The organism is Burkholderia sp. RF7-non_BP4 (assembly GCF_001521935.1).
Lineage (GTDB): Bacteria > Pseudomonadota > Gammaproteobacteria > Burkholderiales > Burkholderiaceae > Burkholderia > Burkholderia diffusa.
This window is the reverse complement of sequence record NZ_LOTA01000004.1, coordinates 47,175-60,600: the sequence shown is the minus strand read 5'-3', so window position 1 is coordinate 60,600 and position 13,426 is coordinate 47,175. Positions and strand designations below refer to the sequence as shown.

Below are 13,426 nucleotides of genomic sequence, written 5' to 3'. Positions count from 1 at the left end.
ATCATGATTCTCAGAAAACTCTTCGGCTTCGTCGCGACCGCCGTCATCCTTCTCGTCGCGATCCTGATCGGGCGCTCGCTGTGGGTGCACTACATGGACGATCCCTGGACGCGCGACGGGCGCGTCCGTGCCGAGATCGTCAACGTCGCGCCGGACGTGTCGGGCGCGATCGTCGAACTGCTCGTGCATGACAACCAGCTCGTGAAAAAGGGCGACCTGATCATGCAGATCGACCCGTCGCACTACCAGATCGCGGTCGAGCAGGCGCAGGCGGCCGTCGCCGCCCGCCGCGCGGAACTGCAGATGCGTCGCGACGACGCGGCCCGCCGTGCCGACCTCGACGCGCTCGTCGTGTCGAAGGAAAACCGCGAGAACGCCGCGCACAGCGCATCGAGCGCCGACGCGCAGTACCAGCAGGCGATCGCCGCGCTCGACGCCGCGAAGCTCAATCTCGAACGCACGCGCGTGGTCGCGCCGGTCGACGGCTACATCACGAACCTGCAGACGTTCAAAGGCAACTACGCGGTGGCCGGCCAGGCGAAGCTCGCGATCGTCGACAGCCATTCGTTCTGGGTCTACGGCTACTTCGAGGAAACCAAGCTGCCGCGCGTGAAGGTCGGCGCACCGGCCGAGATGCGGCTGATGAGCGGCGGCGTGATGAAGGGCCACGTCGAGAGCATCTCGCGCGGCATCTACGATCGCGACAACCCGCAAAGCCGCGACCTCGTCGCGGACGTGAACCCGACCTTCAACTGGGTGCGCCTCGCGCAGCGCGTGCCGGTGCGCATCCGCATCGACGAAGTGCCGGCCGACGTGGTGCTGTCGGCGGGCACGACCTGCACGGTCATCATCGATCCGGACAAGCAGAAAAAGTCGTGATGAAACGCTGACCGGGCGGCGCCCCGCCCGACCGCGTCATTCCCAGAAGAACCGGTAAGGCAGGAACGGCGACGGGCCGAGCCCGTATTCGCCGAGCATGTTGCGCAGTCGCATCGCGAAGCCCACGGCGCCGATCACGACCAGCGCGACGATCACGTGCCGGCGCCGGATCCCCGGCACGTGCTGCAGCGGCACGAACTGACAGCCCATCGCGAACAGCACGAGCCACTGGAAACGCAGCCCCGCATAGCTGATCCGCGCGAGCGCGAAGCTCGCGATCTCGCAGACGAACAAAAACACGAGCGTGCGCGGCATGCGCGCCAGCAGCACCCAGCCGGCAGCGAGCGTCAGCAACGCAAGCACGAGCGGCGCGCCGCCCGACATCTGCGCGGGCGGCGTGAACGCCGCATACAGGCCGACCTTCGCAAGCAGCGCGTCGTGATGCATCGCGAACAGCACGCCGCCGATCGCGACCGCCAGCCCCGCATAGCGCAGCATGCGCAACCGCCCGACCTGCAGCAGCACGACAAGCAGCGCCGCCGACACGTGCATGGCGGCCGCCGCGGCCGCGAACGCGAACGACGCGCCGTGCCGCCTGCGCGCCCATGCGTCCGATGCGAGCTTCGCGACACAGAACGCGACGCCGTAGCGCACGCCGCTCATCGCCATGTCGTAGAAGAACAGCGGAAAGATCAGCGTGGCGAACACGCATGCGTCCTCGGCGCTCCGGCCGAACGCGGCGACGCACGCGACGACGACCAGCAGCGACAGGATCGCCATCGCGATGTGCGGATCGTGCCCGAGCCACGCGAGCGCGCGCACGAGCCAGACGAAACCCGGTTCGAGCGTGCGCGGCACGACCTTCAGGTTGCCGCTCCAGATGCCGGTAATGATGTCGAGATAGATCGCCGTGTCGGTGCCCGTCCGGCCCCGCAGCACGGCGAACGCGGCGGCCGGCGCGATGCCCGCCGCGAGCCATCGCCACGCGGCCACGCGCGTGCGCATGCCGATCGCCGCGGACGCGAGCATCCACAGGTATCCCGTCAGGTAAATCGTCATCGTCATTGTTGTGACCCGCTCGGCGTGCGGTCGCACCGGAGACGGTGCGCACGCGCCGCGGGTTCTGGCCCCCCGCTATGTGGAGGCGCATTGTAAGGGATTGCGCGCGGGCCGACTGCCGGGTTTGTCACCGATCGACAGCAGCGCGCCAGCCTGCGCGTCGCGGGCGGCCGGCCCGCGACGGAGCGGAACGATGCGACGTTCAGGCCGCGATGCGAAAGCGTCCGACCAGCGACTTGAGCGCCTGCGCCTGCTCGTCCAGCGCGTTCGCTGCGGCGGCTGCCTGTTCGACGAGCGCCGCGTTCTGCTGCGTGCCGGCATCCATCTGCGTGACGGCGCGGCCGATCTCGTCGATCCCCGCGCTCTGCTCGTCCGACGCCGCGGAGATCTCGCCGATGATGTCGGTCACGCGCTTGACCGCCCGCACCACGTCGTTCATCGTGCGGCCCGCATCGTGCGCGAGCGCCGCGCCGTTCGCGACGCGCTCGACCGACGCGCCGATCAGCCCACGGATCTCCTTCGCCGCGGTCGCCGCGCGCTGCGCGAGCTGCCGCACCTCGCCCGCGACCACCGAAAAACCGCGTCCCTGCTCACCCGCGCGCGCCGCCTCGACCGCGGCGTTCAACGCGAGAATGTTGGTCTGGAACGCGATCCCCTCGATCGTGCCGATGATGTCGCGAATGTTCTTCGCGCTGTCGTCGATCTCGCTCATCGTCGCGACCACGCGTCCGACGACTTCGCCGCCCGCCTCCGCGACGGCCGACGCATTGGCCGCGAGCGCGCTCGCCTGCCGCGCGTTCTCGGCGTTCTGCCGCACCGTCGACGTGAGTTCCTCCATGCTGGCCGCGGTGCGCTCGAGCGCGACGGCCTGCTGCTCGGTGCGGCGCGACAGGTCGAGGTTGCCGGTCGAGATCTCGCCGGACGCGGCCGCGATCGCCTCGGCGCTGACGGCGATCTCGCCGACGGTCGCCGCGAGCCCGGTCTGCATGTCGGACAGCGCACGCACCATGCTGTCGCGGTCGTGCCGGCCGAGCGATATGGGCCGTGCGAGGTCGCCGCGCGCGATGTCGGCGGCGATCGCCTTCGCCTCCGCGGGCTCGCCGCCGAGCTGCGACGCGAGGCGGCGCACGACCCCTTCGGCAATCGCGATCGCCAGCACGATCAGCGCAGCCGTCATCGCCGCGATCATCGCGAACGACGACGAGAAGATCGTTGCGGACGCATCGAGCGTCGCCTTCGACTTCGCGCCGCGCGTCTTCACGAGCATCGCGACGAGCTTCTCGAGCTTGCCGGTCTCGACCAGCAGCGACACGTCCTGCGTGCCGACCTGCCAGTTCATCTGCGACAGGTCGAGCGGCTGCGCCTGCACGAGCGCGACGAAATCGCGCAGATGGCCGCTCCACGTGCCGACCGCCATCGAGAATGCGCGCAGTCGCGCGGAATCGTCCGCATCGGCCGGATCCGCGTAGCGCTGCAGCGTCGCGAGTGCCTGGCCGATCGACGCGAGCCCCGCGCCGACCTCGGCGCCCAGGTCGTCGCGCTCCTTCGCGGTGGTGGCGGTCAGCAGCATCTTCTGCGCGCGGCTCGCGCGCAGCACCTCGGCGCGCACCTCCTCCGCCGCCCGGCTCGCGACGTGCCCCTGCTCGTAGACCGACGCAATCGACGCGTTCAGCCGGCTGATCTGCCACAGCGAAAACACGCCGATCGCGAGCGTGCCGGCCAGCAGGACCGCGAACGCGGCGCGCAACGTCGCCTTGACCGTCCACGGCCGGGATTCGCGCCGGGCTGCGCGCGCACGCCGTGCGGCGGGCCGGGCGGCTGCGTCGGATGCGGCGGCGGCCGCAACCGGCCGCGGATGCAATGAAGCTGCTTTCATCGATATATCCCCGTATTGATCATGCCGCCGGAAAGGTCGGTTCCGGCGGCCGGCATTCCCGCGCTGGCCCGCCATGCCGCGCGCCCTGCGCTCGCCCGGCTCGTGGCCGGTGCCGCACTGTGATGTCATTGGTCCTTCTACGGCCGCCATCGGCGCGCCTTGAGTCCGGGCAAACACCGATCCGTCCCGCGCGACCGCCACGAAAGGCAGACGCGCCGCTGCGTTATACCTGGCCAAAAAGCGGCGTCATGGGCGAATCGTCACAACAATGTCCGAATCGCGACAAAAGTTGGCCTGACATTCTCGATACGCCACATTAGACTTCTTTGACGCAACAACGATTCGAACGCGCCGATCCCCATCAGAGCGCGTCCCGCCACCTCAACTCGCTCAGCTCACATGGAAACCAGCCTCGATACGGGCGCCGGCGCGACAGCCGCAGCCCAGCCGTCTGCCCCACCCGCTCCGCGTACCGTCTACCCCGTGCTCGGCGCGATCAGCTTCTCGCACATGCTCAACGACATGATCCAGTCGTTGATCCTCGCGATCTATCCAATGCTCAAGAGCCAGTTCGCGCTGTCGTTCGCGCAGATCGGCCTGATCACGCTGACCTACCAGATCACCGCGTCGCTGCTGCAGCCGCTCGTCGGCCTGTACACGGACAAGCGGCCGAAGCCGTATTCGCTGCCGGTCGGGATGGGCTTCACCCTCGCGGGGCTGCTGCTGATGTCGGCCGCGCAGAACTTCCCGACGCTGCTGGCGGCCGCGGCGCTGGTCGGCTGCGGCTCGTCGGTGTTCCATCCGGAATCGTCGCGCGTCGCGCGGATGGCATCGGGCGGCCAGCACGGGCTCGCGCAGTCGCTGTTCCAGGTCGGCGGCAACGCCGGCTCGGCACTCGGGCCGCTGCTCGCCGCGCTGGTGATCATTCCGCACGGCCAGCACAGCATCGCGTGGTTCTCGGCGGCCGCGCTCGTCGCGATGGTCGTCCTCACGCAGATCGGCCATTGGTACAAGAAGCATCCGTCGATGAAGAAAAAGGCCGCGGCGGCCGGCCATCCGACGTTGTCGCAGGGCCGCGTGCTCGCCGCGATCGGCGTGCTGGTGCTGCTGGTCTTCTCGAAATACTTCTACCTCGCGAGCATCAACAGCTATTTCACGTTCTACCTGATCGACAAGTTCCACCTGTCGGTGCAGGCCGCGCAGATTCACCTGTTCGTGTTTCTCGCGGCAGTCGCGGCCGGCACGCTGATCGGCGGGCCGGTCGGCGACCGGATCGGCCGCAAGTACGTGATCTGGGTGTCGATCCTCGGTGTCGCGCCGTTCACGCTGCTGCTGCCGTACGCGAACCTGTTCTGGACGAGCGTGCTGAGCGTGATCATCGGCGTCGTGCTGGCGTCGGCGTTCGCCGCGATACTCGTCTACGCGACGGAGCTGATGCCCGGCAAGGTCGGAATGGTCGCGGGCCTGTTCTTCGGCTTCGCGTTCGGGCTGGGCGGCGTGGGTGCCGCCGTGCTCGGCCAGCTCGCGGATGCGACGAGCATCACGTTCGTCTACAAGGTGTGCTCGTTCCTGCCGCTGATCGGCGTGCTGACGGTGTTCCTGCCGAACCTCGAAAGCAGCCGGCGCAAGAAGGCGTGACGAACCGGCGGCGGCATGTGTGCCGCGGCCGGTCGACCGGTTCGAAGGGAAAGTACGACGGCGGCTTCAGGCCGCCGTCGTCGCATGCAGCGTCAGGAAACGCTTGAGGATGCCGGACGAATAGTTGCTCGCGATCGCCGACAGGAAGTGCGAGAACGACTGCGTCGCATGATCGTCGGCCGTATCGGAGATCGTGCGCACGATGGCGAACGGCACGTCGTGCTCGGCGCAGACCTGCGCGATCGCCGCGCCTTCCATCTCGACCGCGAGCGCGTCCGGCAGCGCGTCGCGCAGCGCGACGACTTCCCGCTCGCTCGACACGAAGCGGTCGCCGCTGATGATCAGCCCGCCGTGCAACGTCGCACCCGCCAGCCCGAAACGCTCGGCGAACCGCGCGCCCTCCTCGGCGACGAACAGCGTGCATGCGGCCTTCAGACGAGCCGTCAGCGCCGCATCGGTCGCGAACCGCGTGATGCCGAGCAGCGGCACCTCGTAGCGCGGAAACAGCGGCGACGCATCGAGATCGTGCTGCAGCAGCAGATCGGCGACGACGACGTCGCCGACGCGCACCGTGCGCGACACGCCGCCGGCGACGCCGGTGAAGACGATGCCGGACACGCCGAACACGTGAATCAGCGCGCTGACCGTCGCGGCGGCCGCCACCTTGCCGACCCGCGCGAGCGTGACGACGCAGGCCGCCCCGTGCACGGTGCCGACGTGATAATCGCGGCGGCCGAGCGTGATGGTCTTCATCGCGCCTTCGGCACGCATCGCGGCGATCAGGTCGCCGAGTTCCTCGGGCAGCGCGGCCAGAATGCCGAGCGGGCGCGTCGAAACCGTTTCAGCCATGTCGATGCCCATCATTCCACCGCCTGCAGTTTCGCGACCGCCAGCGCGAGCCACTTCTCGCCGTGCCGTTTGAACTTCACTTGCGCCTTCGCATCGGCGCCGTTGCCTTCGAGCGCGGTGACCGTCCCCTCGCCGAACTTGGTATGGAATACCTGCTGGCCGATGCGGAAGCCGGTGTCGGCCGCGCGCTGCTTGTCCGCGAACGCCGGCAGCGGCGCGGAGACCGCCGCGTCGACGACCTGTTCGCGACTGCCGCCGCCCGGCCGCGCGAACCAGTCGCGCCCCCAGCCAGCGTTGTCCGAGCGGCCGCCCCAGCGCGAGCCCGCCTCGACCTTCGGCGTGAGCCACTTCAGCACGTGCTCCGGCAATTCGTCGAAAAAGCGCGAGCGCACGTTGTAGCGCGTCTGGCCGTGCAGCATCCGGCTTTGCGCGAACGACAGGTAGAGCCGCTCCTTCGCGCGCGTGATCGCGACGTACATCAGCCGCCGCTCTTCCTCGAGGCCGTCCGATTCGAGCACGCTGTTCTCGTGCGGGAACAGCCCTTCCTCGAGGCCGGTGATGAACACGGCCGAGAATTCGAGACCCTTCGCCGCGTGCACCGTCATCAGTTGCACCGCGTCCTGGCCGGCCTGCGCCTGGTTGTCGCCGGCTTCCAGCGACGCGTGCGACAGGAAGCCCGCGAGCGGCGTCATCGTGTCGGGATTCTGCGCGGGGTCGCCGAGCGGCGCCGGATCGAGCACGTCGACCGTCGGATCGTCCGCGTCCACGCCGAGCTCCGGCGCCGCAATCGCGCCCGCGCGCAGCGGAATCGAGCGGGCCGGCGCATCGAGCCCGTAACCTTCCTCGCTGACGAACGCGGTGGCCGCATTCACGAGTTCCTGCAAGTTCTCGAGGCGGTCCTGGCCTTCGCGCTCGCCCTGGTAGAAATCGGCGAGGCCACTCGCGCGCACGACGTATTCGACCGTCTCCGGCAGGCTCATCTGCTGCGTCTCCGCGCGCATCTTCGCGACGAGGTTCGCGAACGCGCCGAGGCTCGTGCCGGCCTTGCCGGTGACGTACGGAATCGCCGCGGCCATCGAGCAGTCGTACAGGCGCGCGGCGTCCGCGAGCTGCTCGATCGAGCGCGCGCCGATCCCGCGCGTCGGGAAATTCACGACGCGCACGAACGCGGTGTCGTCGTTCGGGTTGTCGATCAGGCGCAGGTACGCGAGCGCGTGCTTCACTTCCTGGCGCTCGAAGAAGCGCAGACCGCCATACACGCGATACGGGATGCCCGACGTCATCAGCGTGTGCTCGATCGCACGCGACTGCGCGTTGCTGCGATACAGCACGGCAACCTCGCTGCGCGACATCCCGGTGTTGATCAGCGAGCGGATCTCCTCGACGATCCAGCCGGCTTCCTGCGCATCGGTGCTCGCCTCGTACACGCGCACGGGCTCGCCGTGGCCGGCGTCGGTTCGCAGGTTCTTGCCGAGGCGATGCGAGTTGTTCGAGATCAGCTGGTTCGCCGCGTCGAGGATGTTGCCGTGCGACCGGTAGTTCTGCTCGAGCTTGATCAGGTTGCGCACGCGGAATTCGTCTTCGAAGTCGCGCATGTTGCCGACGTTCGCACCGCGGAACGCATAGATCGACTGGTCGTCGTCGCCCACCGCGAAGATCGCGTTCTCGCCGCCCGCGAGCATCTTGAGCCACGCGTACTGCAGCTTGTTGGTGTCCTGGAACTCGTCGACGAGAATGTGCTTGAAGCGCGCCTGGTAGTGCGCGCGCAGCGGCGCGTTGTACGCGAGCAGCTCGTAGCAGCGCAGCAGCAGCTCGGGGAAGTCGACGACACCCTCGCGCTGGCACTGCTGGTCGTACGCCTGGTAGAGCTCGACGAACTTGCGGTTGAAGTTGTCGGACGCGTCGACCTTGTCGGGACGCAGCCCCTGCTCCTTCGCGTTGTTGATGAAGTACTGGACGTTCTTCGGCGGATATTTTTCGTCGTCGACATTCGCCGCCTTCATCAGCCGCTTGATCGCCGACAACTGGTCGGCCGTGTCGAGGATCTGGAAGGTCTGCGGCAGGCCGGCGTCGCGCCAGTGCGTGCGCAGCATCCGGTTGCACAGCCCGTGGAACGTGCCGATCCACATGCCGCGCGTGTCGATCGGCATCATCGCCGACAGCCGCGCCATCATTTCGCGCGCCGCCTTGTTCGTGAAGGTGACGGCAAGCACGGTGGCCGGCGACGCGTAGCCCTGCTGGATCAGCCACGCGATGCGCGTGATCAGCACGCGGGTCTTGCCGCTGCCCGCCCCCGCGAGGATCAGCGCCGGTTCGTTCGGCAGCGTGACGGCGGCGTATTGTTCAGGGTTCAGATTGGCGAGCAGATCGGGCATGGAGCGGCAGCGGACGTGCGAGAAAAATGCGGACCCGCCATTATAAGTCGGCCGCGCGATGCCGTTTCCGATCCGTTCCGACGCCTGCCGTCGCCCGCGTTGCGGCGCCCCCGCGACCTGCCCGCCCGGGCAAGCGATGGCTGGCCGATGTGCATCCATTTATAATTGTCAGATTCGGCATCCAATTCACGCATTTTTCGGCAGATTTCCAACCATGAGCGACAGCACGCTTGCGAAGAGTTTCGAGCCCCACACCATCGAGTCCCAATGGGGGCCGGAGTGGGAAAAACGCGGCTATGCCGCACCGGCATTCGATCCGGCACGCCCCGATTTCGCGATCCAGCTGCCGCCGCCGAACGTCACCGGCACGTTGCACATGGGCCACGCGTTCAACCAGACGATCATGGACGGCCTCGCCCGTTACCACCGGATGCTCGGCGAGAACACGCTGTGGGTGCCCGGCACCGACCACGCGGGGATCGCGACCCAGATCGTCGTCGAGCGCCAGCTCGACGCACAGGGCGTATCGCGCCATGACCTCGGCCGCGAGAAGTTCGTCGAGCGCGTGTGGGAGTGGAAGCAGCAGTCCGGTTCGACGATCACCGGCCAGGTGCGCCGTCTCGGCGCGTCGACCGACTGGTCGCGCGAATATTTCACGATGGACGACAAGATGTCGGCCGCCGTGCGCGACGTGTTCGTCACGCTCTACGAACAGGGCCTGATCTACCGCGGCAAGCGCCTCGTGAACTGGGATCCGGTGCTGCTCACCGCGGTGTCGGATCTCGAGGTCGCGAGCGAAGAGGAAAACGGCCACCTGTGGCACATCCGCTATCCGCTCGTCGACGGTTCGGGGTCGCTGACCGTCGCGACCACGCGCCCGGAAACGATGCTCGGCGACGTCGCGCTGATGGTCCACCCGGAAGACGAGCGCTACGCCCACCTGATCGGCAAGCTCGTCACGCTGCCGCTGACGGGCCGCGAGATTCCGGTGATCGCCGACGACTACGTCGACCGCGAGTTCGGCACGGGCGTCGTGAAGGTCACGCCCGCGCACGACTTCAACGACTACCAGGTCGGCCTGCGCCACAACCTCGCGCCGATCGAGATCCTGACGCTCGACGCAAAGATCAACGACAACGGCCCCGAGCAGTATCGCGGCCTCGACCGCTTCGACGCCCGCAAGGCGATCGTTGCCGACCTCGATGCGGAGGGTTTCCTCGACTCCGTCAAGCCGCACAAGCTGATGGTGCCGCGCGGCGACCGCACCGGCGTCGTGATCGAGCCGATGCTGACCGACCAGTGGTTCGTCGCGATGACGAAGCCGGCACCGGAAGGCACGTTCAACCCGGGCAAGTCGATCACCGAAACGTCGCTTGACGTCGTGCGCAACGGCCAGATCAAGTTCGTGCCGGAAAACTGGACGACCACCTACTATCAATGGCTCGAGAACATCCAGGACTGGTGCATCTCGCGCCAGCTGTGGTGGGGGCACCAGATTCCCGCATGGTATGGCGAAAACGGCGAGGTGTTCGTCGCGCGCAACGAGGAAGAAGCGCGCGCGCAGGCCGCCGCGAAGGGCTATGCCGGCGCGCTGAAGCGCGACGAGGACGTGCTCGACACGTGGTTCTCGTCGGCGCTCGTGCCGTTCTCGTCGCTCGGCTGGCCGAACGACACGCCTGAACTGCAGCACTTCCTGCCGTCGTCGGTGCTCGTCACCGGCTTCGACATCATCTTCTTCTGGGTCGCCCGGATGGTGATGATGACGACGCACTTCACCGGCAAGGTGCCGTTCCACACCGTCTACGTGCACGGCCTCGTGCGCGACGCGGAAGGCCAGAAGATGTCGAAGAGCAAGGGCAACACGCTCGACCCGATCGACATCGTCGACGGCATCGACCTCGAAACGCTGGTCGCGAAGCGCACGACGGGCCTGATGAACCCGAAGCAGGCCGCCACCATCGAGAAGAAGACGCGCAAGGAATTCCCGGACGGCATCGCCGCGTTCGGCACCGACGCGCTGCGCTTCACGATGGCGTCGATGGCGACGCTCGGCCGCAACGTGAACTTCGACCTCGCGCGCTGCGAAGGCTATCGCAACTTCTGCAACAAGCTGTGGAACGCGACGCGCTTCGTGCTGATGAACTGCGAAGGCCACGACTGCGGCGCCGACAAGCCGGAAGTGTGCGGCGCGGGCGACTGCGGCCCCGGCGGCTACCTCGACTTCTCGGCGGCCGACCGCTGGATCGTGTCGCTCCTGCAGCGCACCGAGGCCGACATCGCGAAGGGCTTCGCCGATTACCGCTTCGACAACATCGCCACCAGCATCTACAAGTTCGTGTGGGACGAGTACTGCGACTGGTACCTCGAACTCGCGAAGGTGCAGATCCAGAACGGCACGCCGGAACAGCAGCGCGCGACGCGCCGCACGCTGCTGCGCGTGCTGGAAACGGTGCTGCGCCTCGCGCACCCGATCATCCCGTTCATCACCGAAGCGCTCTGGCAGAAGGTCGCGCCGCTCGCCGGCCGTTATCCGCAAGGCAAGGCCGAAGGCGAAGCGTCGCTGATGACGCAGGCGTATCCGGTCGCGAACCTGCAGAAGATCGACGAGGCGTCGGAGCAATGGGCGGCAGACCTGAAGGCGATCGTCGACGCGTGCCGCAACCTGCGCGGCGAGATGAACCTGTCGCCGGCGACCAAGGTGCCGCTGCTCGCGGCCGGCGACGCCGAGCGCCTGCGCTCGTTCGCGCCGTACGTCCAGGCCCTCGCCCGCCTGTCGGAAGTGCAGATCCTGGCCGACGAAGCGACGCTCGACCAGGCCGCGCACGGCGCGCCGATCGCGATCGTGGGCCCGAACAAGCTGGTACTGAAAGTGGAAATCGACGTCGCGGCCGAACGCGAGCGCCTGTCGAAGGAAATCGCGCGCCTGACGGGCGAAATCGCGAAGTGCAACGCGAAGCTCGGCAACGAGGCGTTCGTCGCGAAAGCGCCGCCGGCCGTGGTCGAACAGGAGCAGAAGCGTGTCGCCGAATTCCAGAGCACGCTGGAAAAACTGCGCGCTCAGCTCGATCGGTTGCCTGCGTAACAAACGGTAAGGTCGTTTGCGTTCACTATAATCGGAACGTGAACATAAGACTGTCTGACAAGTCGATTACAGGAATAAAGGTTCGATCATGTTGAAAGTCACCAAGGCGGTATTCCCCGTTGCCGGTCTCGGCACGCGGTTCCTCCCGGCCACGAAGGCGAGCCCGAAGGAAATGCTGCCCGTCGTCGACAAGCCGCTGATCCAGTACGCCGTCGAGGAAGCGATCGCCGCGGGCATCACGGAAATGATCTTCGTGACCGGGCGCAGCAAGCGCGCGATCGAGGACCACTTCGACAAGTCGTACGAAGTCGAGGCCGAACTCGAGGCGCGCGGCAAGGAGAAACTGCTCGAGCTCGTGCGCAGCATCAAGCCGAGCCATGTCGACTGCTTCTACGTGCGCCAGCCGGAAGCGCTCGGCCTTGGCCATGCGGTGCTGTGCGCGGAGAAGCTCGTCGCCGACAACCCGTTCGCGGTGATCCTCGCCGACGACCTGCTCGACGGCAACCCGCCCGTGATGAAGCAGATGGTCGACGTGTTCGACCACTATCACAGCTCGGTGATCGGCGTGGAGGAGATCCCGCCGTCGGAGACGAAGTCGTACGGCATCGTCGACGGCAAGGAGTGGGAAGAATCGATCGTCAAGATGTCGGCGATCGTCGAGAAGCCGGCGCCGGAAGTCGCGCCGTCGAACCTCGGCGTGGTCGGCCGCTACATCCTGAAGCCGCGGATCTTCGAACATCTGCGCGCGCTGAAGCCGGGCGCGGGTGGCGAGCTGCAGCTCACCGACGCGATCCAGGCGCTGCTCGCCGACGAACAGGTGCTGGCCTACAAGTACCAGGGCACGCGCTACGACTGCGGCAGCAAGCTCGGCTACCTGAAGGCGACGGTCGAGTTCGCGCTGCGCCACCCGGAAGTCGGCGCCGAGTTCGACGCGTATCTGCGCACGCGCGGCAACGGGCAACCGGCTGCCTGAGCGCGGCACGGGCCGGCCTCGCCTGCGCTGCGGGCCCGCCCTCACCTCACGGCCGGCGCGTCAGCGCGCGGCGGCCGACTTCACCGAGACGACGCCCGGCATCGCGCCCGCGTCGTCTTTTTTCGTCTTCACGAGCCAGCCGTCGCCCTGCTCGAACGGCAGCTTCGCGAGCGCGCTCTTCACGAGCGTCGGCGCGGCCTGCTGCGTGCCCGCATCGCGGTCGCGCATCGACGCCGACACGCGATAGACGTCGGCACCCGACTTCGCGTCGACGAAACGCAGCGTCAGCACGTGGCGATACACGCTGCCCGCGAACGGGAGCGCGAACGGCGCCGGCCCGTCGACGGTCACGCACGCGCTGCTCGCCGCGCCGCACTGGTCGGCCGTCGCCGCGACCGACGCCGGCTGCGTCGCGTACGCGATCGACAGCCGGTAGCGCGCGGCCTGGCCAGGCTGCGCATCGAAGCCGCGGTGCGCGAGCTCGTCGCGCACGAGCGTCTCGATCTGCCGGTATTCGGCATCGTCGGCCTGAGCGGCCGTGCGAACGAGCTCGTAGTCGTGCGAACCGGACTCGAACGCGTTCGGCTGCCCGAGCGCGCTCACGCCGGTCGTGACGCCGGCGCAACCCGTCAACAGCGTCACCGCGAGCGCGGTCGCTGCCCATTCCTTTCTCATGACTTCCCCCAAATGCCTGC

9 protein-coding genes are annotated in these 13,426 nt (G+C 67.7%); 4 read left to right on the top strand and 5 right to left on the bottom strand.

The window, feature by feature from the left end:
* Positions 1–3: 3 nt before the first annotated feature.
* The gene (locus WS49_RS02410; protein WP_059524143.1) at positions 4–879 is read left to right on the top strand and encodes an efflux RND transporter periplasmic adaptor subunit; all 876 of its coding nucleotides are present in this window, start codon (positions 4–6) and stop codon (positions 877–879) included.
* A gap of 36 nt (positions 880–915) precedes the next feature.
* On the opposite strand, the gene WS49_RS02405 is transcribed toward WS49_RS02410, so the two are convergent.
* Together WS49_RS02405 and WS49_RS02400 are read right to left on the bottom strand one after the other, a co-directional pair.
* Entirely contained in the window at positions 916–1,944 is a 1,029-nt protein-coding gene (locus WS49_RS02405; protein WP_059524141.1) for an EpsG family protein, read from the bottom strand.
* 196 nt (positions 1,945–2,140) lie between these two features.
* Positions 2,141–3,814: a methyl-accepting chemotaxis protein gene (locus tag WS49_RS02400; protein WP_059524138.1), complete on the bottom strand. Its 1,674-nt coding sequence runs from the start codon at positions 3,812–3,814 to the stop codon at positions 2,141–2,143.
* Between the two features lie 399 nt (positions 3,815–4,213).
* Between WS49_RS02400 and WS49_RS02395 the strand changes: the two genes are divergently transcribed.
* Positions 4,214–5,452, top strand: a complete 1,239-nt coding sequence (locus WS49_RS02395) for an MFS transporter (protein WP_059524136.1) — start codon at positions 4,214–4,216, stop codon at positions 5,450–5,452.
* A gap of 66 nt (positions 5,453–5,518) precedes the next feature.
* On the opposite strand, the gene WS49_RS02390 is transcribed toward WS49_RS02395, so the two are convergent.
* Positions 5,519–6,316 (bottom strand): 5'-methylthioadenosine/adenosylhomocysteine nucleosidase, encoded by a 798-nt coding sequence (locus WS49_RS02390; RefSeq protein WP_059524134.1) that lies wholly within the window; start codon positions 6,314–6,316, stop codon positions 5,519–5,521.
* Positions 6,313–8,676: a UvrD-helicase domain-containing protein gene (locus tag WS49_RS02385; protein ID WP_059524132.1), complete on the bottom strand. Its 2,364-nt coding sequence runs from the start codon at positions 8,674–8,676 to the stop codon at positions 6,313–6,315. Before WS49_RS02385 ends, WS49_RS02390 begins: the two co-directional genes overlap by 4 nt.
* A 214-nt stretch (positions 8,677–8,890) precedes the next feature.
* On the opposite strand from WS49_RS02385, the gene WS49_RS02380 reads away from it, so the two are divergent.
* A complete protein-coding gene (locus WS49_RS02380; protein ID WP_059524130.1) occupies positions 8,891–11,758 on the top strand; it encodes a valine--tRNA ligase in 2,868 nt (955 codons plus the stop codon).
* Positions 11,759–11,846: 88 nt separating this feature from the next.
* Positions 11,847–12,731, top strand: coding sequence for a UTP--glucose-1-phosphate uridylyltransferase GalU (gene galU, locus WS49_RS02375; RefSeq protein WP_059524128.1), 885 nt, complete (start codon positions 11,847–11,849; stop codon positions 12,729–12,731).
* Between the two features lie 60 nt (positions 12,732–12,791).
* Here the strand turns inward: galU and WS49_RS02370 are convergent, their stop codons facing one another.
* Positions 12,792–13,406: a DUF4136 domain-containing protein gene (locus tag WS49_RS02370; RefSeq protein ID WP_059524125.1), complete on the bottom strand. Its 615-nt coding sequence runs from the start codon at positions 13,404–13,406 to the stop codon at positions 12,792–12,794.
* Between the last annotated feature and the right edge of the window lie 20 nt (positions 13,407–13,426).